The 23,252-nt window shown below is 68.0% G+C and carries 21 protein-coding genes and 2 tRNA genes; 9 read left to right on the top strand and 14 right to left on the bottom strand.

Annotated features, from left to right (window positions below; genetic code table 11):
- Positions 1–67 precede the first annotated feature (67 nt).
- The gene (locus ABLG96_RS09085; RefSeq protein WP_353651015.1) at positions 68–898 is read left to right on the top strand and encodes a hypothetical protein; all 831 of its coding nucleotides are present in this window, start codon (positions 68–70) and stop codon (positions 896–898) included.
- Between the two features lie 130 nt (positions 899–1,028).
- Positions 1,029–1,535 carry a GNAT family N-acetyltransferase gene (locus tag ABLG96_RS09080; protein ID WP_353651014.1) on the top strand — a complete coding sequence of 169 codons (507 nt, stop codon included), beginning with the start codon at positions 1,029–1,031 and terminating at the stop codon, positions 1,533–1,535.
- Here ABLG96_RS09080 and ABLG96_RS09075 read toward each other — a convergent pair.
- A complete protein-coding gene (locus tag ABLG96_RS09075; RefSeq protein ID WP_353651013.1) occupies positions 1,526–2,197 on the bottom strand; it encodes an adenylyl-sulfate kinase in 672 nt (223 codons plus the stop codon). The two genes, ABLG96_RS09080 and ABLG96_RS09075, sit on opposite strands and share 10 nt — an antisense overlap.
- Between ABLG96_RS09075 and ABLG96_RS09070 the strand changes: the two genes are divergently transcribed.
- Positions 2,196–3,269 carry an LLM class flavin-dependent oxidoreductase gene (locus ABLG96_RS09070; protein WP_353651444.1) on the top strand — a complete coding sequence of 358 codons (1,074 nt, stop codon included), beginning with the start codon at positions 2,196–2,198 and terminating at the stop codon, positions 3,267–3,269. The two genes, ABLG96_RS09075 and ABLG96_RS09070, sit on opposite strands and share 2 nt — an antisense overlap.
- A 132-nt stretch (positions 3,270–3,401) precedes the next feature.
- The gene (locus tag ABLG96_RS09065; protein ID WP_353651012.1) at positions 3,402–4,004 is read left to right on the top strand and encodes a hypothetical protein; all 603 of its coding nucleotides are present in this window, start codon (positions 3,402–3,404) and stop codon (positions 4,002–4,004) included.
- A 92-nt stretch (positions 4,005–4,096) separates the two neighbouring features.
- Here the strand turns inward: ABLG96_RS09065 and clpX are convergent, their stop codons facing one another.
- The 5 genes from clpX to ABLG96_RS09040 all read right to left on the bottom strand — a co-directional run bounded on the left by clpX (position 4,097) and on the right by ABLG96_RS09040 (position 8,869).
- Positions 4,097–5,368 (bottom strand): ATP-dependent Clp protease ATP-binding subunit ClpX, encoded by a 1,272-nt coding sequence (gene clpX, locus ABLG96_RS09060; RefSeq protein WP_353651011.1) that lies wholly within the window; start codon positions 5,366–5,368, stop codon positions 4,097–4,099.
- A gap of 179 nt (positions 5,369–5,547) precedes the next feature.
- Positions 5,548–6,207, bottom strand: a complete 660-nt coding sequence (locus tag ABLG96_RS09055; protein WP_353651010.1) for an ATP-dependent Clp protease proteolytic subunit — start codon at positions 6,205–6,207, stop codon at positions 5,548–5,550.
- A gap of 33 nt (positions 6,208–6,240) precedes the next feature.
- Positions 6,241–6,858 (bottom strand): ATP-dependent Clp protease proteolytic subunit, encoded by a 618-nt coding sequence (locus ABLG96_RS09050; protein WP_353651443.1) that lies wholly within the window; start codon positions 6,856–6,858, stop codon positions 6,241–6,243.
- 350 nt (positions 6,859–7,208) lie between these two features.
- Positions 7,209–8,672, bottom strand: a complete 1,464-nt coding sequence (gene tig, locus ABLG96_RS09045) for a trigger factor (protein WP_353651009.1) — start codon at positions 8,670–8,672, stop codon at positions 7,209–7,211.
- Positions 8,673–8,798: 126 nt separating this feature from the next.
- Positions 8,799–8,869, bottom strand: a tRNA-Gly gene (locus ABLG96_RS09040).
- A gap of 157 nt (positions 8,870–9,026) precedes the next feature.
- On the opposite strand from ABLG96_RS09040, the gene ABLG96_RS09035 reads away from it, so the two are divergent.
- A tRNA-Pro gene (locus ABLG96_RS09035) sits at positions 9,027–9,100 on the top strand.
- Positions 9,101–9,207: 107 nt separating this feature from the next.
- Here the strand turns inward: ABLG96_RS09035 and ABLG96_RS09030 are convergent.
- From ABLG96_RS09030 to ABLG96_RS09015, 4 genes are all read right to left on the bottom strand, one after another.
- The gene (locus tag ABLG96_RS09030) at positions 9,208–10,227 is read right to left on the bottom strand and encodes a LacI family DNA-binding transcriptional regulator (protein ID WP_353651008.1); all 1,020 of its coding nucleotides are present in this window, start codon (positions 10,225–10,227) and stop codon (positions 9,208–9,210) included.
- Positions 10,228–10,306: 79 nt separating this feature from the next.
- Entirely contained in the window at positions 10,307–11,236 is a 930-nt protein-coding gene (locus tag ABLG96_RS09025; RefSeq protein WP_353651007.1) for a carbohydrate ABC transporter permease, read from the bottom strand.
- On the bottom strand, positions 11,233–12,432 hold the full coding sequence (locus ABLG96_RS09020; protein WP_353651006.1) for a sugar ABC transporter permease: 1,200 nt from the start codon (positions 12,430–12,432) through the stop codon (positions 11,233–11,235). The genes ABLG96_RS09025 and ABLG96_RS09020 overlap by 4 nt, the downstream gene beginning before the upstream one ends.
- A 167-nt stretch (positions 12,433–12,599) precedes the next feature.
- Positions 12,600–14,171, bottom strand: a complete 1,572-nt coding sequence (locus tag ABLG96_RS09015) for an ABC transporter substrate-binding protein (RefSeq protein ID WP_353651005.1) — start codon at positions 14,169–14,171, stop codon at positions 12,600–12,602.
- Positions 14,172–14,481: 310 nt separating this feature from the next.
- Here ABLG96_RS09015 and ABLG96_RS09010 point away from each other — a divergent pair, with 310 nt between their 5' ends.
- The 3 genes from ABLG96_RS09010 (at position 14,482) to ABLG96_RS09000 (ending at position 17,702) form a co-directional block, all read left to right on the top strand.
- A complete protein-coding gene (locus ABLG96_RS09010; RefSeq protein ID WP_353651004.1) occupies positions 14,482–15,705 on the top strand; it encodes a benzoate/H(+) symporter BenE family transporter in 1,224 nt (407 codons plus the stop codon).
- A 24-nt stretch (positions 15,706–15,729) separates the two neighbouring features.
- Complete coding sequence (locus ABLG96_RS09005; protein ID WP_353651003.1) at positions 15,730–16,989, top strand: pyrophosphate--fructose-6-phosphate 1-phosphotransferase; 1,260 nt, start codon at positions 15,730–15,732, stop codon at positions 16,987–16,989.
- Between the two features lie 320 nt (positions 16,990–17,309).
- On the top strand, positions 17,310–17,702 hold the full coding sequence (locus ABLG96_RS09000) for a hypothetical protein (RefSeq protein ID WP_353651002.1): 393 nt from the start codon (positions 17,310–17,312) through the stop codon (positions 17,700–17,702).
- Between the two features lie 117 nt (positions 17,703–17,819).
- Here ABLG96_RS09000 and ABLG96_RS08995 read toward each other — a convergent pair whose 3' ends face one another.
- The 3 genes from ABLG96_RS08995 to ABLG96_RS08985 all read right to left on the bottom strand — a co-directional run bounded on the left by ABLG96_RS08995 (position 17,820) and on the right by ABLG96_RS08985 (position 19,702).
- Entirely contained in the window at positions 17,820–18,293 is a 474-nt protein-coding gene (locus ABLG96_RS08995; RefSeq protein ID WP_353651001.1) for a ribose-5-phosphate isomerase, read from the bottom strand.
- Between the two features lie 52 nt (positions 18,294–18,345).
- Positions 18,346–18,894: a universal stress protein gene (locus tag ABLG96_RS08990; protein ID WP_353651000.1), complete on the bottom strand. Its 549-nt coding sequence runs from the start codon at positions 18,892–18,894 to the stop codon at positions 18,346–18,348.
- 145 nt (positions 18,895–19,039) lie between these two features.
- A complete protein-coding gene (locus ABLG96_RS08985; protein ID WP_353650999.1) occupies positions 19,040–19,702 on the bottom strand; it encodes a disulfide bond formation protein DsbA in 663 nt (220 codons plus the stop codon).
- 129 nt (positions 19,703–19,831) lie between these two features.
- Here ABLG96_RS08985 and pepN point away from each other — a divergent pair, with 129 nt between their 5' ends.
- A complete protein-coding gene (pepN, locus tag ABLG96_RS08980; RefSeq protein ID WP_353650998.1) occupies positions 19,832–22,402 on the top strand; it encodes an aminopeptidase N in 2,571 nt (856 codons plus the stop codon).
- Between the two features lie 186 nt (positions 22,403–22,588).
- Here pepN and ABLG96_RS08975 read toward each other — a convergent pair whose 3' ends face one another.
- Positions 22,589–23,056 (bottom strand): DUF5130 family protein, encoded by a 468-nt coding sequence (locus ABLG96_RS08975; RefSeq protein ID WP_353650997.1) that lies wholly within the window; start codon positions 23,054–23,056, stop codon positions 22,589–22,591.
- Positions 23,057–23,252 lie beyond the last annotated feature (196 nt).

Here is a 23,252-nt window from a genome sequence, read left to right as displayed (position 1 = left end):
TGTTCGCACGACAGCCCCGGGCACTACCGTGCAGCAAGCCGACCGCCACGACAGACGGAGACGACCGATGACCGTTCCCCCGCCGCAGGACCGACCCGCGCAGTGGTCCCAGGACCACCCTGAGCAGCAGTGGCCGGCGGGGCCCGCTCCGCAGCAGTGGTCGCAAGGGGCCGCAGGACCGTCCTGGAATGCTGGTGGACAGCAGATATCCCAGGCTCTCCAGCAACCCGCCCCCACCCGGACGTCGCGGACCCGGCACACCCTTTTCGGGGCACTGGTCGGCATGCTCGTGGCTGCTGTGGTCGTCGGCGGTCTCGCGCTGGCCGGCATCGTTCGATTCGGCTCGGACTCCTCGACCACGGCAGCCGACACCCGCGCGGTCGACCTTCCGGAGAGCCTGAGCGCTCTGACCGACGTGGTGAGCGTGACGAAGGCCAGGAACAACGCGGCCGGCGCAGGTGTGGGTGATCGGTACGCACGCAGCTACGCCCGGACAGCGGAGCTCTACCGCACCGCTTTCAGCGGGGCAGGAGCCGGCGTCCGGACCTACACGAACACCGGTCTGGAGTTCTTCCTCACCGTCGTCGCGGTCCGAGCCGAGTCGTCCGGGCTCGTCACCAATCCGCAGGCCGATCCCGCAGATCTGGGAGTGGTGGCGCAACCGAACATCTTCGACCTGGTCGTCGACGGTGACGTGCAGTGTCTGCAGACGGTGACCCAGGTGGTGACGAAGGGCAAACAGGTGCAGGACGACGACTTGTTGACCACCGTGTGCCGCACCACAGCAGCGGGCCTGACCGTCTATGTCTTCGGCGGTGGCGGAAACCCCGGCACCCCGGGCAAGGAGCGGATGGTCGACCTGGCCCGAGCGGTGCGTGGCGCAGTCGTGGGATCGTGACCTGACCGACGTCCGGCACCATCGCGGGTACGACTAGCCTTCAGGGCGGTGACAGCAGCGGGTCGTCCGTCGTCGGGGCGACGACCCTGGTGATGCTGCTCCACTCCCGACCGACACCGACAGGGGTGCCATGGTTTCGCAGGGGACAGTTCGTGCAGCACGTCCGGAGGACGCCGAGGCATTCGCGGCCTGTCATCTGGAGTGCTGGCGCGAGGCGTACGACGGGCTCTGGGGACCGGAGCGTCTGGCCGAGGTCGACGTCGCGGAGATGGCCCAGGAACGTCGCGAACAGATCGAGGCGGGCTCCGCAACGAACGTGCTCGCGGAGCTGAACGGCGAGGTGATCGGCGTCGCCATCTCCGGACCGTCGCGCGACGAGAATCCGCAGGTGCCGGAGGAGGTCTACGCGATCTACATCCGTCAGGAGCACTACGGCAGCGGCCTTGCCGATGATCTGCTGCAGGCCACGATCGGCGACCGCCCCGCCACGCTGTGGGTCTACCGGGACAATCCGCGCGCGGCCGCCTTCTACATGCACCGGGGATTCATCCAGGACGGAGCCGAGCGGCAGGACTCCGAGGGCATCCTGCAGGTGCGGATGATCAGGCGCACCCCGTTCGACGCGTCTCAGGCCTGACGCAGGTACCGCACGAACCGCTCGACCTGGGCGGCAGATGTCAATCGCACGCACCTCGGGCCGGCGACGCCGGAAGCCGCCTCGGCCTCTCGGGCAGCCGCGTGATACTTCCCGCGGTTCGTCCAGGCCCACAGCAGGATGTTCTCCTGAGGGTCGAGGGACAGCAGGTTGCGCCACTGCTCCGTGTTGCCGTTCCAGAGCTCCCGGCCCGACGCCATCCGGACGAAGGTGCGGCGGGTGAGGCGGAGCAGCACCCGCCAGGTCCCCAGGTCCAGGGCGATCCGGAGCTCGCAGTGCTCACCCACCGAGGTGCCGAGCACGGAGTGATAGTTCCCGTCGATGATCCAGCCGTCCTGGGCGAGCTCGTGGTTGACCTGACGGACCATCACGTCCCGGTCGACCGGGGTCCAGTTCGCCTGGTGGTACAGCCCGTCGAGCTCCAGGTGACGGAGTCCGAGCGCACGGGCCAGTCGTGCGGCCAGCGTCGACTTCCCGGCGCCGGAGGACCCGGTGATCCAGATCTTGGTGGGCTTCCCAGGGATGACGGGAACGATGGGCACGAGGATCGAGCGTAGCGCCGTCGACGGAGCCCGCCAGCCGCCGGCCGCCGCTGGGTGCGGGAAGAACCAGCCCGGGTACCCGGTTGCTCCTGGAGTGAGCATCGACCAGCAGTCCCCCGCCGTGCGTGATCAGATCCGAGCCCCCCGAGGGGGTTCAGCGCCCGCGGTCGTCTCGATCCTCGATCTTGCCGGGGTCGGAGCGGGCCAGACTCCCTCCGCGGCGTTGCAGGACACGACCGCCGCCGCGCAGTTGGCCGAGCGTCTCGGCTACCACCGCTTCTGGGTCGCCGAACACCACGGCATGCCGGCGGTCGCCTCTTCCGCGCCCCCCGTGCTGCTGGCGCATCTTGCGGCGAAGACGGAGCGCATCCGGCTCGGTTCGGGAGGCGTCATGCTCCCCAACCACGCGCCGCTGGTGGTCGCCGAACAGTTCGGCACGCTCGCCGCACTGCATCCCGGCCGAATCGATCTCGGCCTCGGACGAGCGCCGGGAACCGATCAGCTGACCACCTTCGCGCTGCGTCGCCGCTCCGACCCGGGTGACGACTTCCCCGACCGACTCGCCGAGCTCCGGCACTTCCTGCGTCAGGATTTCCCGACCGATCATCCGTTCGCCGCGATCAAGGCGACCCCGATGACGGACGTCCCGGTCTGGCTGCTCGGGTCCTCCGACTTCTCGGCCCGGCTGGCGGCGAAACTCGGCCTGCCGTTCGCCTTCGCCCATCACTTCGCCGGAGCCGGCGGCAACACCGAGTACGCCCTGCAGATCTATCGCGATACCTTCCGGCCGTCCGATGTGCTGGACGCACCGTGGTCGATGATCGGCGTCAACGCCCTGGCAGCGGACACCGAGGAGCAGGCGTTCTACGAGGCGCGAGCCGGCGCCCTGTCGATGCTGCTGTTGCGATCGGGTCGGCTGCAGGCGATGCCGACCGCTGAGCAGGCGGCGGAGTACCCGTACTCGCCCGCCGAGCAGGATCTGGTGGACGCCATGTCCGCCACGGACGAGATCGGTACCGCGGAGCAGGTCGCCGGTGGCATCACGGCGCTGGTCGAGCGGTTCGGGGTCGACGAGGTGATGGTGTCGACCCGCGCGCACGGCGCGGCGGTCCGCCGGCACTCGCTCGAGCTCCTGGCGACCACCTGGGGGCTCACGGACAGCGAGCCGCGCTGACTGGTCCCGAGTGCCAGGCCGGTATCGCACCGCAGCGGGGTCCGCGGATGAGATGCTGTGGGCCAGATCGTCCGCGCAGCAGCACGACAACGATCCAGGCCACCGCCGATCGGCCACCAACCGGGAGACCCGATGAAGAACAGATTCGTACTGGCGTCGCTGACCGCGATCGCCCTCACCGCACTCTCCGCCTGCGGGAGTACCGTGCAGGGCTCCGCTGTCGGTGGAGTGGGTGTCGGCCAGACCAGCGCCGGCCCGATCGCGCCGTCCGACATCTCGACGGGTGCGAAACCCACCGCCGCCGACACGAGCGGCACAGAGACCACCCCGGCAGAGACCACCCCGGCCGAGACCACCCCGGCAGAGACCACCCCGGCAGAGACCACCCCGGCAGAGACCACCGGTGAGTCCACGGCCGGAGAGACCACGCGCAGCACCGGCAGCGTCGACCTCGACACGTGCAAGGCCGTGACGGACTTCGCGACGGCGTTCGCCACGATGTTGCAGAAGATCCAGAGCGGTCCGATCACGCAGCAGGACGTCGACGGGGTTTTCACCGACAAGGTCCAGGCGGCACTGCCGGAGTCCGCCCAGGCGAACTACACGAAGCTCAAGGAGCTCTCCGACAAGCTGGTGGGCAAGTCGCTGACGGAGCTCGCGGACGTCGCGACCGAGCTCACGGATGCCGCCAACGACCTGCAGGACATCATCAAGTCGGCCTGCGGCGTCGGCTGACCCCGGCGCTCCGCAACGCCACGCTCCACGAGAACGGCGGCCCGTCCCCGAGGGGATGGGCCGCCGTTCTGCAGTGGTACGGGAACCGAGGCTCAGGCGCTCTTCTCCCGCGGTGTCCGCTTGGGCGGGCGCGGGACGATGGTCGGGAGCACGTTCGACCGGACGGTCTCCTCGGTGACGACCACCCGCTCAACGTCGTCGCGACCGGGCACCTCGTACATCGCCGACATCAGGACCTCTTCCAGGATGGCGCGCAGACCGCGGGCTCCGGTCCCCCGCAGGATCGCCTCATCGGCAACGGCCGCCAGGGATTCGGGCTCGAACTCCAGCTTCACGCCGTCCATCTCGAAGAGCCGCTTGTACTGCTTCGTCAACGCGTCCCGCGGATCGCTGAGGATCGAGACCAGGGACTCCTTGTCCAGGTGGGTCACCGACGCGACCACCGGCAGGCGACCGATGAACTCGGGGATCAGTCCGAACTTGATGAGGTCTTCCGGCATGACGTCGGAGAAGATGTCCGACGCGTCGATGTCGTACTTGCTGCGCACCTCGCCGGTGAAACCGAGTCCACGCCTGCCGACCCGCTCGCCGATGATCTTCTCCAGCCCGGCGAACGCGCCGGCCACGATGAAAAGCACGTTCGTCGTGTCGATCTGGATGAATTCCTGGTGCGGGTGTTTGCGTCCGCCTTGCGGCGGGACGGAGGCCTGGGTGCCCTCGAGGATCTTCAGCAGCGCCTGCTGGACACCCTCGCCCGAGACGTCCCTGGTGATCGACGGGTTCTCCGACTTGCGGGCGATCTTGTCGACCTCGTCGATGTAGATGATGCCCGTCTCGGCCCGCTTGACGTCGTAGTCGGCGGCCTGGATCAACTTCAACAGGATGTTCTCGACGTCCTCGCCGACATAGCCGGCTTCCGTCAGCGCGGTGGCATCGGCGATCGCGAACGGGACGTTGAGCATCTTCGCGAGCGTCTGCGCCAGATACGTCTTTCCGCAGCCGGTCGGGCCGAGCATGAGGATGTTGGACTTCGCGAGTTCCACCGGCTCCGGGCCGCGATCGGGACCGGCCTGGATGCGCTTGTAGTGGTTGTAGACCGCAACGGCGAGCATCTTCTTCGCCGTCTCCTGCCCGATGACGTACTCGTCGAGGTACTCGCGGATGGCGGTCGGCTTCGGGAGCTCGTCGAGCTTCACCTCGCCGGTCTCGGCCAGCTCTTCCTCGATGATCTCGTTGCAGAGATCGATGCACTCGTCGCAGATGTAGACACCAGGTCCCGCAATGAGCTTGCGGACCTGCTTCTGGCTCTTCCCGCAGAACGAACACTTGAGCAGGTCGCCGCCGCTGTCACCGATGCGTGCCATGGGACCTCTCGTTCACTGGTGGTGGATCAACACCCGCCGTGCGCAGGGCTGTCCCTGCGGACGACGGTCGGCCCAGCTTATCCGGCGCGGCCGACGATGTGCAGCGCAAATCCGGCGCGTCCCGCTCCGAGCAGCTCGGATCGTGCGCTGCTGCGGGACGGGAACGCGCCGAAGGTGGTTCAGCTGTCGATCTTGCGGTACGGCAGGACGTCGTCGATGAGGCCGTACTCCTTGGCCTCAGCGGCCGTGAGGATCTTGTCGCGGTCGATGTCGAGCCGGACCTCCTCCGCCGACTTCGAGGAGTGCCGCGCGAGCAGTTCCTCGAGGGTGTTGCGCATCCGCTGGATCTCCTTGGCCTGGATCTCCAGATCGGAGACCTGACCGTAGACACCTTCGGTGGCCGGTTGGTGGATCAGGATCCGCGAGTTCGGCAGTGCCATCCGCTTGCCGGGGCTGCCCGCGGCGAGCAGCACGGCGGCGGCGGAGGCCGCCTGACCGAGGCAGACCGTTCGCACGTGCGGGCGGACGAACTGCATCGTGTCGTAGATCGCGGTCATCGAGGTGAAGGAGCCACCGGGCGAGTTGATGTACATGATGATCTCGCGGTCCGGATCAGTGGACTCCAGCGTGAGCAGCTGGGCCATGACGTCGTTGGCGGAGGCATCGTCGATCTGCACACCGAGGAAGATGATGCGCTCCTCGAAGAGCTTGTTGTACGGGTTGGATTCCTTGACGCCGTAGCTGGTGCGCTCGACGAAGGAGGGCAGGATGTAGCGCGACTGCGGGAGGCCAAGGGCCCGGCCGTGCGCAGCACCCGTGGGATATCCGTTGGTGTTCATGGTGTTCCTCGTGGCTGGAAGGGGCGCTGGCGATCAGTTCTCGGTCGGGGCCTCTGAGGCCCGACTGACCACCCGGTCGATGAAGCCGTACTCCAGTGCCTCGGCCGCGGTGAACCAGCGGTCGCGGTCGGAATCGGCGACGATCCGCTCGACCGGCTGGCCGGTGTGATGGGCGATCAGCTCGGCCATCTCGCGCTTGGACTGGTTGAGCATGTCGGCCTGGATCGCGATGTCGGCGGCGGTACCGCCGACGCCCGCGGACGGCTGGTGCATGAGGATGCGGGCATGCGGCAACGCCGACCGCTTGCCCGGAGTCCCTGCGGTGAGCAGGAACTGACCCATCGACGCCGCCAGGCCCATCGCGGTGGTGGCGACGTCGGGCTGGATGAGCTGCATGGTGTCGTAGATCGCCATGCCGGCGGTGACGCTGCCGCCGGGTGAGTTGATGTAGAAGGTGATGTCCTTCTCGTGGTCCTCGGCGGCCAGCAGGAGCAGCTGGCTGACGATCTCGTTGGCGTTGTTGTCACGCACCTCGGAGCCCAGCAGGATGATCCGCTCGCGCAACAGGCGCTCGGAGACGGAGTCGGACAGATTGAGACCTGGCGTTCCGCGCATCACGGCGGGAAGTACCTCGGGGGCGGCCTGCTCGATGCGGGCCAGAGGATGACGGTTGGTCACTGAGGCTCCTTGCTGATCTCGGGTACTGCATTCGGTGTGCTGGTTCGGTACCGGCTGAGGCTTCGCCGGGACCGTCGTGGACGGCCTTGGCGATGGGTCCTCGTTCCTCACGACAGTAACCACGCCGATGCCCGGGCCATGCCCGAGGGTGGCACTGTTCGCTCACGGCGTGAGTTGCCCCGTCATCCTGGCCCGGCCCTGGTGAGGTCCGAGCACGGCGGTCGATCCCCGGGCCAGCATTGAGACAGATCAGGGCCCGGACAGGGATCCGGCGCCGTGCGGCACCTCGTCCTGCTGTCCGGACCCGGATCCGTCGTACTGCGTCAGCTCTTGTCGAGCGAGGTGTTCTCGTCGGCCTCGCTGTCGGCTGCATCGGCGGTGTCGGTCTCGGTGTCGGCGTCCACCGTCACGATCCCGTCCTCGTCGACCTCGACACCGGACTCGTCGTCGCGCTCGTCCTCGACGTCCTCGACGCCGAACAGCTCGTCGATGTCGAGGGCGTTGCCGGAGGCGTCGGTGATCGTCGCCTGGGACACAGCGACGGCCAGGGCCTTGCCGCGACGCACGTCGGCGAAGATCGAGCCGAGCTGGTTGGCCTCCTGCAGACGCTGGAAGTACTCGTCGGGCGACAGGCCGAAGCGCTGCGCGTTGTACAGGATCCGCTGGGTGAACTCCTCCTGGCTGACACCGACCTCGGTGACCTCGGCCAGTTTGTCGAGCAGCAGCTGCGTCTTGACGGCTTCGACGGAGGCCTCGCGGATCTCCTCGTCGAACTCCTCGCGGGTCTTGCCCTCTGACTCGATGTGCGCCGTGAGCGCTTCCTCGTTGTGGTCGAAGGAGTGCACTGCGTCATGTGCGCGCGCCTCGATCTCGGCTTCGAGCACCATCGAAGGCACCGGGATCTCGGTGATCGCGACGAGGGCCTCGAGAACCTTGTCGCGGGCATCCGCACCCTGGCTCATCTTCCGGACGCGGGTGATGCGTTCGCGCAGGTCGGCGCGCATCTCGTCGACGTTGTCGAACTCGCTGGCCAGCTGGGCGAACTCGTCGTCCACCTCGGGCAGTTCGCGCTCGGAGACCTTCTTGACGGTGACGGTGACATCGGCGTCCTGGCCGTCGTACTCGCCGGCGACCAGCTTGGTGGTGAAGGTCGTGCTGTCCCCCGCCGACAGGCCGGTGACAGCCTCGTCGATCCCCTCGACCAGGTCGCCGGTACCGACCGTGTACGACAGGTCGTCGGCGGACGCGTCGGCGATCTCGGCGCCGTCGACGGCTGCTCGCAGGTCGATGGAGATCAGGTCGCCGTCCGCGGCTGCACGCTCGACCGGACGGTTCGCTGCGAACCGTTCGCGCAGCGCGGTGACCTGCTCTTCGACGTCGTCATCGGTGATCGAGATGTCGTCGACAGTCACGGTGATCTCGTTGATCGCCGGCAGCGTGATCTCCGGCCGCACGTCGACCTCGGCGGTGAACTCGAGCGTCACCTTGTCCTCGAGCTTGGTCACCTCGATGTCCGGCTGACCGAGGGGGGTGAGGTTGTTGGCCTCGACGGCCTCGCCGTACTTGGTCGGGATCGCGTCGTTCACGACCTCGGACAGGATCGCGCCGCGACCGATGCGGGATTCCAGGATCTTCGGCGGGACCTTGCCCTTGCGGAAGCCGGGGATGTTCACCTGCCCGGCCATCGCCTTGTAGGCGGCGTCGAACTGCGGATCGAGCTCCGAGAACGGCACCTCCACGGTCAACTTCACCCTGGTGGGGTTCAGGTGCTCGACGCTGCTCTTCACGCTGATGTCTCCTCGGGGGGATGCGATGTGCCTGTGTCGCCCGCCGTCGTGCGGCAGGCCTGTGGTGCTCGCGCACCGCGACGCCACGCTCGGGTCCGGGCGGGCCGGGCTCGAGATGACGGTCGGAGCGGATGACGGGTATCGAACCCGCGTCATCAGTTTGGAAAACTGAGGCTCTACCATTGAGCTACATCCGCGTTGCTCTCCGCAGCGGGGTGGTCCGCATTGGAAGTGCCCGACCATCTTAGCCCGACTCGGCACGCCACCATGCCGCGCGGGTCGAGCGGGACAGCCCAGCCGGGCGGGCGGTGCAAGCCGACCCGCAGGTCAGTACAGCAACACGCAGTGCGGTATCGGGGTGTGGCGCAGGTTGGTAGCGCGTCCGCTTTGGGAGCGGAAGGTCGCAGGTTCAAATCCTGTCACCCCGACGAAACGATGGGCCCGGGCCGCCAGGTCCGGGGCCCATCGTCGTCCCCACGGTGATCGAGCGACCGAGGGACGAGTAGAGACGAGATTCGTCAGATCGCGACCTGTCTCAGTGGCGGACGCCGGTCCGGTGGGTGCGGTTCGACGCACCGGCAGGGATGGACGGCGGCGCAGTCGTACTACGGACCGCGAGCGTGACGGGCGTCAGGACCGACTCGGTCGCCGCTCCGGCCAGGGCATCCATCAGCAGCCGCACGGCGATCGCACCCTGTTCCCGGACCGGCTGGACGACGGTGGTCAGGCCGAACACCCTCGACATCTCGTGGCCGTCCACACCGACCACCGAAATGTCCTCGGGAACCCGGACGCCGAGCAACCGCAGCCGGTGGATCAGGCCCATCGCGATCTCGTCGCTGACGGCCACCACGGCGGTCGGTCGGTCGGCGCGCGCGCACAGTGCTTCGGCCGACGCCTCACCGCCGGCCACCGACAGTTCACAGCTGATGACGTCGCCGGAGTCCATCGTCAGCCCCGCCTGCCCCATGACCTCCAGCAGACCCCGATGTCGCACCTGGGCGACCGGCAGGATGCGCGGGCTCACCGTCTCCATGCCCACGTACCCGATCCGGCGATGTCCGAGGGCAATCAGGTGCCGCCCGGCGAGCCGGCCGACCTCCCCGTCGTCGATGGCAACGGTCACCAGGTCCGGCGGGGTGGCGCCGACCAGCACCACCTTCGGCGGTTGGGCGAGCGCGGAGGCCTGGTGGGCGAGCTCCGGGAGACAGAGCACCACCAGGCCGTCGACCCGTTTCGTCATGGTGCTGAGTTTGGCGGCGCTCACCTGCTGGTCGGTGTCCGTCCCGAACAGCAACATGTCGAAACCACTCGGCGACACGACCGAGTTCACCCCGTCGATCAGGGCGGTGAAGTACCAGCGGGTCACCCAGGGTGCGATCACGCCGATGGTGTTCGTGCGCCCGCTCGACAGGGAAGAAGCGGCCGGCGACGCGGAATACCCGAGTCGCGCAGCCGCTTCCTGCACCTGTGTCCGGGTCGCGTCGGACACTCCCGGGAGGCCTCTCAGCGCACGGGACACCGTTGCCGGGGAGACCCGCGCGGCTCGTGCCACATCGAGAATCCCTGTCACGACCGGCCTCTCACTTGTTGTCGCTCCGATGCGACTGCCACTGCAGCGTCCAGCGGGTGGCTCAGCCCTTGACGGACCCGGCGAGCAGACCACGGACGAAGAATCTCTGCAGGGAGAGGAACACCGCCAGCGGTACCAGCATGGCCAGGATCGCGGCCGGCGGGAGGATGGTGCTGCCGCCCGAACCGAACTGAGTCGTCAGGCCCTGGATGCCCTGGGTGATCGGCGCCGTGTTCTCCCCGGAGAAGGTGAGCGCGACCAACAGGTCGTTCCACACCCAGAGGAACTGGAAGATCGCGAACGAAGCGATCGCCGGCACCAGCAGCGGGAGCAGCACCTTCAGGAAGATCTTGACGTGCCCGGCGCCGTCGACGCGGGCCGCCTCGATCAGCGACGGTGGGATCTCCTTCATGAAGTTGTGCAGCAGGAAGATCGCCAGCGGGAGACCGAAGATGGTGTGCGACAACCAGATCGACCAGAACGAGTTGGTCAGGCCGACCTTCACGTAGACCGTCAAGAGCGGCAGCAGTGCCACCTGGATCGGCACGACCTGCATCACGAACACGGCGATGAACAGGATGTTCTTGCCGCGGAACGGGATCCAGGCGAACGCGTACGCGGCCAACAGCGCCAGGGTGATCGGGATGAACACCGCGGGCAGCGTGATGACGACCGAGTTGATGATGAAGTCGTACAACGGCGTGCCCCCGTTGCCGCTCCACGCCGTGCCGTAGTTCCCCAGCGTGAAAGAGGTACTGCCGTTCCAGAAGTTCCAGAACCCGGACTGCTGGGGGGCCGGATCCGAGCGGGTGGAGTTGATCAGCAGACCGAAGGTCGGCACCGTCCAGAGGATCGCGATCAGGATCGCGAGCCCGGAAGCCCAGGGGGAGCTGAGCTTGGTCTTGGCGTCGGACGCGCGCTGCTGCGCCTTGAGCTTGCGGGCGCTGAGCTGCAGCTCGGGCGCAGGCACGGGGGCCACGACGGCGGTCATCGGTTCTCCTCGGCTTTCTTCATCTGGCGGACGTTGAAGATGATCACCGGGGTCACGATGATGAAGATGACGACGGCGAACGCCCCGGCCAGACCGTTCTGCCGGACGACCAGCGCGTTGTAGAACGCGTTGGCCAGGATGTTGTTCTTGGGCAGGTTGCCGCCCATCACGTTGACGATGTCGAACGTCTTGAGCGACGCGATGGCCACCGTGGTGAGCACCACCACGACCGTCGGACGGATGCTGGGCAGCATCACCGAGAAGAACAGCCGGGGGCCGGTGGCCCCGTCGATGCGGGCCGCCTCGATGATGTCGTCCGGCACAGCCTTGAGCGCTGCCGACAGCACCGTCATGGCGAACCCGGTCTGGATCCAGACCATCACGATGATCAGCGCGAAGGTACCCAGCGGCGCCTTGGTGATCCAGTTCTGCGGCGTCCCACCGACCAGGTGGACGAGCGCGTTGGCCAGGCCGATCTGATCCTTGCCGGACGGAGCCGGCGCCAGGTACACGTAGCGCCAGATGATGCCGGAGGCGACCATCGAGATGGCGGTCGGCAGGAAGATCAGGCTCTTGGCCACCGCCTCGAAACGGGTTCGATCGACCAGCACCGCATAGAGCAGGCCGAACGCGACCGCGAACAGCGGCACCAGGAAGATCCAGAGCACCGAGTTGATCAGTACCTGGGTGTTCTGGCCGGTGAAGACCTTGGCGTAGTTGTCGAGGCCGACGAAACCATTGGCGGCACCGGCGTCGTCGAACTTCTGGAACGACTGGATGACCGTCTTGATTCCCGACCACAGCAGGCCGATCGACAGGAAGATGACGACCGGGCCGAGGAAGCCGGCCAGCACCACGCCGGTGGGGATCTTGGGCCGGTCGATCAGCCACAGGATGAGGCCCATGATGGCCAGGAACAGCGCGATGGCGACCACCATCACCAGCAGCTTCTGACCCAGGGTGGTCGGCTGGAACAACATCCGAGAGATCCAGCCAGGATTCTTGGCGTTGTCGTACAGGATCGGTGAGGATCCCTGCTTGAGCGGCGACCAACCCAGCCAGATGCCGCCGACGATGACGAGCCCGATGATCCCCCAGATCAGCGGGGCCCCCCAGCTGGTTTCCTTGGTCTTGTTGGCCGGCCGCGGGGCGCGGCCTTGCACCGGGCTCGGGGCCCGGTCCTGAACTTCCGTCACCGCTCACTCTTCTCCACGGCGACCGCCTGTTCGGCGACCGACCGCTAGCCAGGACTCGACGGGGTGGTAGTGGCGGGGTCGGGAGCATGCTCCCGACCCCGCCACCGTCCTACGAACTGCGTGTGGGGCGAGCCCCACCTACTGCACGTACTCCCGGTACTGCTGGATCAGCTCGTCGGCCACGCTCCGTCGATGGCCGCGAGGGTGTCCGCGTCCTCGGTGCCCGTGAGCCATGCCGTCAGGGCCTGCCACTCGGCACCGGAGCCGACAGCTGCCGGCATCAGGTCGGAGGCGTCGAAGCGGGAGACCGCTGCCGGGTCCTGCAGGATGCTGACCGACAGCTTGTTGATCGCGCCCTGGACGTTCGCGACGTCGAGACCCTTGTTGGCCGAGACGCGCGAGGCGATCGCCTTGGACTGGTTGTTGGCCCAGTGGGCGGTCGACAGGTAGTACTGGAATGCCTGCACCTCGGGACGGCTGGCGAAGGCAGCGGTGAACTCGCCGCCGACCTCGACCGGAGTCCCGAACTTGTCGCTCATCGTCGGCAGGTAGAAGGCGTAGATGTCACCGTTCTCCGAGATGTCGGGGTTGTCCTTCCAGTTCGATGCGTAGAAGCTGGCCTGCTGCATCATGTAGCACTGCTGCGACTGGATCGGGAACCCTGCATCGGCGAAGTTGGTGGTCGCGATCGAGGAGACGTCGCCGATACCGGCGTTGACGTACTTCTCGTTCTTCCAGATGGCGCCGACCTTGGCCAGCGAGTCCGCGATCATCGGATCGGCGAACTTCACGTCGTGCTTGACCCACTGGTCGTAGACGTCGGGTCCGTTGTTGCGGAGCACGACCTCCTCGAGCCAGTCGGTGGCGGTCCAGCCGGTGGCGTTCCCGGACTCGACGCCGGCACACCACGGCTTGACACCGTCGGCGTCAGCAGCAATCTTGTCGGAGAGCGCGACCATGTCGTCCCACGTCGTCGGGACGGTGTATCCCTTGGCCGCGAACATCTTCGGCGAGTACCAGACCAGCGACTTGATGTTGGCGCCGAGCGGTGCGGCGTAGAACGTGTCCTTGACCGAGCCGTTGACCTTCCAGCCCGCGTCCCAGTACTTGGTGACGTTGTCGACGACCTGCGACGGCGGAGCAACGACCTTGCCGGTCGCGACCAGCGAGGCGAGCAGGCCCGGCTGCGGTACGAAGGCGATGTCGGAGGGGTTGCCGGCCTGGGCCTTCTGCACGACCTGCTTCTCGAAGTTCTTGTCGCCGGTGTAGGCGACGGTGGCTCCGGTGCAGTCGGTGAAATCGGCCCAGGACTTCTGCAAACCAGTCTGCTCGGCGCCGACGATCGAGGAGTAGACGGAGACCGACTTGCCCTTGATGTCACCGAAGGACTTGGCGGTGTCGCACCAGGTGGCGTCATCGCTCTCGACGGGGGCGGCTCCTGAGCTGGAGCCGCTCTCGCTGCCAGACGGCTTCGAGCTGGAGGGCTCAGAGCCCGAGGTTTCCGAGCTCGAGGTTTCCGAGCTCGAGGTCTCCGAGCCCGAGGTCTCCGAGGTGCTGCTCTCCGACGAGCTGGGCGAGGCGGACGAGCTGCTGTCCGAGGTCGGCGCGGCCGTGGACGGAGCGGGGGTGTTGCTGGCGGCGGGCGGCGTAGTGCTGCTGCCGCAGGCGCTGAGGACGAGCGCGGCGGTGGCAGCGGCCCCCACCAGCGCCAGTGCGCGACGGTGTCGAATCATGGGCATGGAGCCTCTCTGGGACGTCGTTGTTCCGGTCCTGCACAGTTCCGGCACTGCACACCGGGGTGCCTGTGAACCACTTCACAGCGCACCCCTGTACGAAAACGTTTTCAACGCGCTTTTGCAAGCCCTCGGGCCTCGAATGGGGTAACGATTCCGTAACCCTGCCGTCACACGCTTTCGGAGCGTCGCGAAGAGATCGATCTCTGAGTGCGGATCGGACGGGTGCTTGCACGTTCGGGCGCTGCCCGGAACGGCACACATCGGGCAGCGGGGCGGCTGCAGCAGCCGTACGACGTTCTGTCACCCTCTGGGAATGGCCAGCACTCCGCGCCCCGCCGTCGACTCCACGCCAACCGGCTCGGGCCTGACGACCGCGATCACCGCGGGGGTGGTCACCGCTGTCGTCGGCTTCACCAGTTCCTTCGCCGTCGTGCTCGCCGGCCTGCGCGCCGTCGGTGCCACCTCGGCGCAGGCGAGTTCGGGTCTGCTGGCGCTCTCGATCGCGATGGGAATCGGATCGGCGGTCTTCTCCCGGCGGTTCCGGATGCCGATCACGATGGCGTGGTCGACGCCAGGGGCAGCGCTGCTCGCCGGCGCCGCGACCCCGGCGCTGGGCTTCCGCGGAGCAGTGGGCGCGTTCGTGGTCGCCGCCGTACTGGTGATCGCCTGTGGCGCGATCCGGCCGTTGGGAGGGCTGATCGCCCGGATCCCGCTGGCGTTGGCGAACGCGATGCTCGCCGGCGTACTGCTCACACTCTGCGTCGCCCCGTTCCGGGCGGCGGTTGCCTCCCCGGGAGCGATCCTTCCGGTGATCGCCGTCTGGTTGCTGCTGGTCAGGTTCGCGCCCCGCTGGGCAGTTCCCGGAGCGCTCGCGGCGGCTGTCGTGGTGATGGTCGTCTCCGGGGCGTTCGCCCACCTGCCGGCGGGGTCGCTGACCCCGGTGGTCGAGATCGTCACGCCTGCCTGGGATCCGGTGGCGATCCTTGCGCTGGGTGTGCCGCTGTTCCTGGTCACCATGACGAGCCAGAACATCCCTGGGATCGCAGTGCTGAAGTCGTTCGGGTACCAGGCCCCGGTTGCACCCGTGCTGCTCTACACCGGCGCGACGTCGGTCGGAACGGCGTTCCTGGGTGGGCACACGATCAACTTCGCAGCGATCTCCGCGGCGTTGGCTGCGGGTCCGCAGGCTCACCCGGATCCGTCCCGCCGGTGGGTCGCCGGGGTTGCTGCCGGGGTGGTCTACACCGCGTTCGGTCCGTTGGCGGCCGGGATCACTGCCGCCGCCGGCGCGGCGCCGGCGGGGCTGATGGAGACCATCGCGGGCCTGGCGCTGATCGGCGCCTTCGCCGGTGCTGCCCGCTCGGCGCTGGGCGACGTCGACCACCGGGACGCCGCTGCGGTGGCGTTCCTCATCGGCGCCTCCGGTATCACCGTCGCCGGCATCGGCCCGGCTTTCTGGGCCCTGCTCGGGGGCGGCCTGTACCTGGCCGTCACCCGGGGTCGACTCCCCCGCACGCGGTCCGACGGAACCGGGTGATCGCAGCCGTTTAGGCTGGGCCCCATGCCTGATTCGCAGTCCGCTGCCCAGACCTCAGCACGTCCCGTCCGCAGGGTCGCCCTGCTCACCGCCGGTGGCTACGCGCCCTGTCTGTCGTCCGCGGTCGGCGGCCTGATCGAGCGCTACTCCGAGATCGCCCCGGACGTCGAGATCATCGCGTACAAGCACGGCTACCAGGGACTGCTGTCCGGCGACAGTGTCACCGTCACCCCCGAGGTGCGGGCACGGGCCGGTGTGTTGCATTCGTTCGGCGGGTCCCCGCTCGGCAACTCCCGGGTGAAGCTCACCAACGTCAAGGATCTGGTGAAGCGCGGGCTGGTCGCCGAGGGTGACGATCCGCTCGCGGTGGCCGCCGGCCGGCTGACCGAGGACGGTGTCGACGTGCTGCACACCATCGGCGGTGACGACACCAACACCACCGCGGCCGATCTGGCGAAGTTCCTGCACTCGGGCGGCTACGAGCTGACCGTTGTCGGGCTCCCCAAGACGATCGACAACGATGTGATCCCGATCCGGCAGTCGCTCGGCGCCTGGACCGCGGCCGAGGAGGGCGCGAAGTTCTCGCGGAACGTGTTGGCAGAACACAATGTCGGTGGCCGGATGCTCATCGTGCACGAGGTGATGGGCAGGCACTGCGGCTGGCTGACCGCTGCCACTGCGGCCGAGTACCGCACCTGGCTGGACAGCCAGGAATGGTTGCCCGCCATCGGATTGTCCCGCGAAGCGTGGGACGTGCACGCGGTCTACGTGCCCGAGGCCCGATTCGACATCGAGTCCGAAGCCGCCCGCCTGAGTGAGGTGATGGACACCGTCGGCAACGTCACGATCTTCCTGTCCGAGGGTGCGGGCGTTGACACGATCGTCTCCGAGCTCGAGAACTCCGGCGCCGAAGTGCGCCGGGATGCATTCGGGCACGTCCGGCTGGACGAGATCAACCCCGGTGCCTGGTTCGCGAAGCAGTTCGCGGAGAAGTTGGGTGCCGAGAAGGTGTTGGTGCAGAAGTCCGGCTACTACGCGCGCTCGGCGCCGGCGAACACCGAAGACCTGCGGCTCATCAAGTCGATGACCGACCTGGCCGTCGAGTGCGCGCTGCGCGGCGAGTCCGGGGTGATCGGGCACGACGAGGAACAGGGAGATCGCCTGCGCGCCATCGAGTTCGAGCGGATCAAGGGCGGCAAGGCCTTCGACCTGTCGGCGCCGTGGTTCACCGCGATGCTGGACGACATCGGCCAGGGGCCCGCGGTCGCGGCTGCCAGCCACTGAGTGCGGAAGCGACTGTGACCGGCTCCGGTTCGGACGGACCGTCGGGAGACGGACTGCCCGCGGGCCAACTGCCCGCGGGCGACTCCACTCCCGACCAGGGGCACCGGGTTCGTCGGCGCCGCCGGGCCGCCAGTCGACCTGCCGGTCCACCGATCGCCGGCCTGGACCGGCAGGGGCCGACACCCGACCCGGAACACTTGTCGATGACCGCTGCGGCACCCGAGCCGGCAGCAGAGGCAGCCGATCCAACAGCAGCGTCCGACCCAACAGCAGCGTCCGACCCAACAGCAGCGTCCGACTCAACAGCAGCGTCCGACCCGGTGGCGAGGGCGGATCGGCGGCGGGACAAGAAGCGCCGCAACCGTTCCGAGCGACTGGCCGCGGAGTCCGCGGCGAAAGTCGCGGAAACGAAGGTCGCCGGTGCGAAACTTTCCCCCGAGCCGCCGCGGGGACGTCGGCCGTCGAGTGAACGTGGTCTGCACGGGTTGGAGGGCAACCGCTCCACCCAAGTCCCCTCCGCGGAGGCCATGCGCGCCCGCGACTGGGCTGCTCCCGGCCCCGCGGACCTGGCGGCGGCCGAGGCCGAGCTGGTGATCGTGCGCAGGCACTACCGTCCGCCGGAGCCCCTTCCCACGAAAGGCACCACGACTCCCGGTCAGGAGAGTCGGACCAGGTCCCGTCCCGCAGTGGACGGAACCCGGCGGGGCGACTGACATCCCCGGCTCCGAACGACTGCTCCGGCGGCGTGAGGAGATCCGGCAGCGTCCGGCAGCGTCAGGCGACCCAGCAGTGTCGGGCAGCCCAGCAGTGTCGGGCGAGATCCAGCAGCGTCAGGAGATCGGGATGTCCTGGTCCTGCGGGTCTGCCTCGTAGGCGGCAACCAGGCCGATCCGACGCACGTGCCGCGGATCGCCGGAGAACGCGGTACGCACGAACGTCAGCACCAGTTCCGTCGCAGTCTGCTCGTCGTGCATCCGGGCGCCGATCGAGATGACGTTCGCGTCGTTGTGCTCGCGCGCGAGCTGCGCGGTCTCGACCGACCAGGCCAGCGCTGCACGGACTCCGGCGACCTTGTTGGCGGCGATCTGCTCACCGTTGCCGCTGCCGCCGATCACCACGCCGAGGCTGCCGGGGTCGGCGACCACGTCACGGCCGGTCTGCAGGCAGAACGGGGGGTAGTCGTCCTGGGGGTCGTACTGGCGCGGGCCCGTGTCGATCACCTCGTGACCGGCCTCCGCCAGGGCGGCCAGCAGATGGGTCTTCAGTTCGAAGCCGGCATGGTCCGAGCCGATGTGCACGCGCATCCCGCGATTGTTCCATGTCCCCGTTGCTCGATGTCCCGGCGGCCACTGCGGCTCAGGGAACCACCAGCACCGGCCACTGGCCCGCCGACACCATCGCTCGCGACACCGAGCCGGACGCGATGCGGTGCAGCAGTTCGGCAAAACCGGTGTGTCGTTTGCCCACCACCACGCAGGCCGCGTCACGTTCGCGGGCGATCCGCGCCAGCTCACTGCCCGCGTCACCGAGCGTGGTCATCAGCTCCCACCGCACCCCGGACAGATCATGCGAGGCCTGCAGCGCCTTGACCAGCTCGCGCTCCAACTCGTCCTGGATCTGCTCGCCCAGGACCGTCTCCTCGGGCACCGGCAGGTAACCCTCGATCACCGGCAGACTGCGGCGGCGCACGTGCACCAACAGCAGCGGGCGCTCCAGAGCCAAGGAGAGGAACACAGCCGCCCGCAACGGTCGTCCGCAGGTGGTGGCCTCGTCGACCCCGACGATCACCGGACCGCTGGCGAGGTCGGGAGGCACCGGGAGCCCGGCCGACGTGCGCAGACCCTCGGGGAACGGAGGCGGCTGCTCCCCGCCTGCCGTGGCATCGCTGCCTGTGCTCTTCGACATCCGAACTCCTCCCACACCGCTGGACGAGCGAACGATAGCCGTCTTCGCCGGCCGGCGGTGCGCCCGAGTCGACACGGCGCGCGCAGCCGTACCTCCGAGCAGCCCAGCCGTACCTCCGAGCAGCCCAGCCGTACCTCAGAGAAGGTCAGTCGAACTGCGGATCCTCCGTACGGGAGCGCTTGATCTCGAAGAAGTACGGGAACGACGCGATCGCGACCGTACCGTCCCACAGCTTCCCGGCCTCCTCGCCGCGTGGGATCCGGGTGATGACCGGGCCGAAGAAGGCGGTCTCGCCGAAATGGATGGTGGGCGTGCCCACCTCGTCACCGACCGGGTCCATACCGCGGTGGTGGCTGGCCTTGAGCTCCTCGTCGAAGTCCGTGGAGCTCGCAGCGTCGATCAGCTCGGCCGGCAGACCGACTTCGGCGAGCGCCTCCGCGATCAACGGCAGGTAGTTGCGCTCGCCGGTCTCCTCGGTGCGTCCCTCGTCGTGGATCTTCGTCCCGATCGCGGTGTAGAAGGGCAGCAGGTGCTCGGCGCCGTGCTGCTGCTGGATGGCGATGGCGACCCGGACCGGGCCCCAGGCCTTCGTCATCATGTCCCGGTAGCTGTCGGAAAGGTCGCGACCGTCGTTGAGCACGGCCAGGCTCATCACCCGGAAGTCGACGTCCACCGCGCGCACCTTCTGGACCTCCAGGATCCACCGAGAGGTGACCCAGGCGAAGGGACAGATGGGGTCGAAGTAGAAGGTCGCGGTCTGCCGGTCGGTGCCGCTGGTGGGAGCTTCCTGGTCGATCTGGGTGGTCATCCGGTCCTCTTCTGTGGTCGCAGCTCGGGCGGCAGGCGACCGCGATGTCAGCGCGCAGTACCCGCCTCATCCCTGCCAACCCGTACGGAGACTAGGTTTGTTCCCGGATCGTCACGCGAAAGGACATACATGAGCAGCCACACCGGAGTGGGCCACCAGCCTCCGAACCTCACGCGCCGAGAGGCGGCGGATCGCTCCGCCCTCATCGGCGTACAGCACTACCGTCTCGAGATCGACCTCACCGACGGAGCGGGCGCGCCGGGCGAGAAGACGTTCGCCACCCGCAGCACGGTCACGTTCACCTCCACGCCAGGGGCAACGACCCATGTCGACTTCGTCGGTGACGGAATCCGTACCGCGACCCTGAACGGTCGCGCGTTGGACATCTCCGGTTGGAGCAACTCCGCCGGGCTCGCGCTCCCGGACCTGGCCACGGACAACACGCTCGAGATCGATGCCGTCGGGCTCTACACCAACACCGGCGAGGGACTGCACCGCTTCGTCGACCCGGTCGACTCCTCCGCCTATCTGTACTCGCAGTTCGAGACCGCTGACGCGAAGCGGATGTACGCCTGCTTCGATCAGCCCGACCTCAAGGCCACCTTCTCCGTCGGTGTGCTGGCTCCGGTGGGCTGGGAGGTCGTCACCGGCGGTGCGACCGCGTCGATCGAGGACGATCCCACCGGCGGCCGGCGGCACGAGTTCCTCACCACCGAACCGATGAGCACCTACATCACCGCGCTGGTGGCCGGGCCGTACCACGTCGTCCACGACCATCACGACGGCATCGACCTCGGCATCTTCTGTCGGAGCAGCCTCGCGCAGTACCTGGACGCCGACCGGTTGTTCACCGAGACCAAGCAGGGTTTCGACTTCTTCCACTCCGCGTTCGGTGTCCGCTACCCGTTCGGCAAGTACGACCAGCTCTTCGTGCCCGAGTTCAACGCCGGCGCGATGGAGAACGCCGGTGCGGTCACCTTCCGCGAGGAGTACGTCTTCAGGTCCAAGGTGACGCGCTACCACTACGAGCGGCGCTGCGAGACGATCCTGCACGAGATGGCGCACATGTGGTTCGGCGATCTCGTCACCATGAAGTGGTGGGACGACCTGTGGCTCAACGAGTCCTTCGCCACCTGGGCGTCGGTCGTTGCCCAGAACGCGGCCACCGAGTACGACAGCGTCTGGACCACCTTCGCCAACGTCGAGAAGTCGTGGGCGTACGTGCAGGACCAGCTGCCCTCGACGCACCCGATCGCTGCCGACATGGTCGATCTGCAGGCCGTCGAGGTCAACTTCGACGGCATCACCTATGCCAAGGGCGCCTCGGTGCTCAAGCAGCTGGCCGCGTACGTCGGGTACGACGAATTCCTGGCCGGTCTCCGGACATACTTCGCCGCCCATGCCTTCGGCAACGCCACGCTGGCCGATCTGCTGGCAGCGCTGGAGGAGACCTCCGGCCGGGACCTGTCGTCGTGGTCGGACGCCTGGCTGACGACCACCGGGCTGAACACCCTCTCGGCCGATTTCGACGTCGACTCCGCCGGTCGATTCACCCGCTTCGCGATCCGCCAGGAGGGTGCAGCACCCGGCGCCGGTGAGCTTCGGCCGCATCGGTTGGGCGTCGGTGTCTACGCGGATCAGGATGGAAAGTTGGTGCGGCGCAAGGCGATCGAGCTCGACGTTGTGGGTGAGCTCACCGACGTCCCCGAGCTGGTCGGCGAGCACCGCGGCGAGCTGGTGCTCGTCAACGACGAGGACCTCACGTACTGCAAACTGCGTCTGGATCCCGATTCGCTGCGGGTCGCGGTCGAGCGCATCGGCGACTTCCAGGATTCACTCCCCCGCACGCTCATCTGGTCGGCGGTCTGGGAGATGACCCGCGACGCGCTGCTGCCGGCCCGTGATTTCATCCAGCTCGCCCTGCGGGGGCTGCCGTCGGAGACCGAGATCGGTGTCCTGCAACGCGTTCTGCAACAGATCGCCGCAGCGCTGGGTTCCTATGCCGACCCCGCGTGGGCGGAAACCAAGGGATACCCCGACACCGAGGCTGCCCTGCTGGCTCTCACCCGCGATGCGGCTTCCGGCAGCGACGCGCAGCTGGCCCTGGTCAGTGCGCTGGCCTCGACCCGGCTCAGCCCCGACACCCTTGCGGTGATCGCCGGCTGGCGGGACGGCTCCGCACCGTTGCCCGGCCTCGCGGTCGACACCGACATGTCGTGGACCCTGCTGGCCCCTCAGGTCGCCCACGGGCGGGCCGGCGCGGACGAGATCGCCGCTGCCCGGACCGAGGACTCCACCGCGTCCGGTGAGCGGCGGGCGATGGGGCTCACTGCTCTGCTGCCGGACGGCAAGGCGGACGTCTGGGACCGGTTGGTCAACGACGACGGTCTGGCGAATGCCTTGCAGGACGCGGTGATCGGCGGTTTCGTCCATCCTTCGCAGGTCGCCCTGCTGGGGCCGTTCGTCGAGCCGTTCTTCGACCAGATCGCCGACGTCTGGGAGCGACGCTCCTCCGAAGTGGCCCAGAAGGTCGCCAACGGGCTGTTCCCGCGATGGGCGATCTCGCCGGCCACCATCGACCGGGCACTCGCCTGGGAGCAGGGTGAGCACCCCGCGTCCCTGAAACGGCTGGTGTCGGAAGGTCGAGCCGGCCTGCAGCGAGCGTTCGCTGCGCGTCAGGCGGACGCTGCCGCCGGCTGATCGACGCTGGTCGAGCGAACGGAGTGCGTCGATACCCTGTTGATCCACAACGGGGTCTCGACTCCTTCGCCGCTCGACCACCGTACTTTCGGCCAGGACCGGCGCACCCTACCTCGCTCTACCACCGTACTTTTCGCTGATCGAGCAAGCGAGGGACGAGCGCGTCGAGATCCCCTCGACGCCCGACTACCAGCCGGAGCGCTCCGGGAGCGTTCCGGCCTGGTCGGCGAGCGTCCGCACGCCGTTCACCAAAGCACCGATGAGATCACCCTCGGAGGCCGCGGCGATCGTGGAGAGTGCGGCCAGCCGCGCGCTGCGGTCGGAGATCCGACGCGCGGACTCCTCGCCGGTGACGATCTCCACCACCCGTTGTCCGGGCGACACGGCGAGCACCACCGCGACCGGGGACTCGGCACCGAGGGCAGTGATCAGGGAATCGGCGGACGCGCGGGTGTCGACGCCGAGATCTCCCAGATAGACCGAGAAACGCAGGCCGGTCGTCAACTCCGCAGCGTGGATCACCTCGTCCAGCAGGTTGAGCTGTGATGCGTCGAGGCCGGTGGCCGAGGCCCCGACGGGACCGACGGACGGCGCCTTCCAGGGTGCGACAGTCTGGGAGGACTGCTCGGGGACGGCTACCTCACCATGAGCCACGAGCTCCACCTCTCTTCGCGCCTGCCGCGGCAGCTTCACTCGGGATCTGCACCGCGGTCTCTCCTGCCCACCACTGGGGGGCATGGTCCCACGGCTCACCCGGGCGGTACCTGACCCGCTCGGCCGACCGGCCGGGCAGCAAGGTCAGGGCTGCGATCGACCCGTAGATGACCGCGGGGATTCCGACGAAGACCGC

The sequence above is a fragment of the Nakamurella sp. A5-74 genome (genome assembly GCF_040438885.1).
GTDB lineage: Bacteria > Actinomycetota > Actinomycetes > Mycobacteriales > Nakamurellaceae > Nakamurella.
Note: the sequence above shows the minus strand (reverse complement) of the source record. Positions and strands in the feature narration are given on the sequence as shown.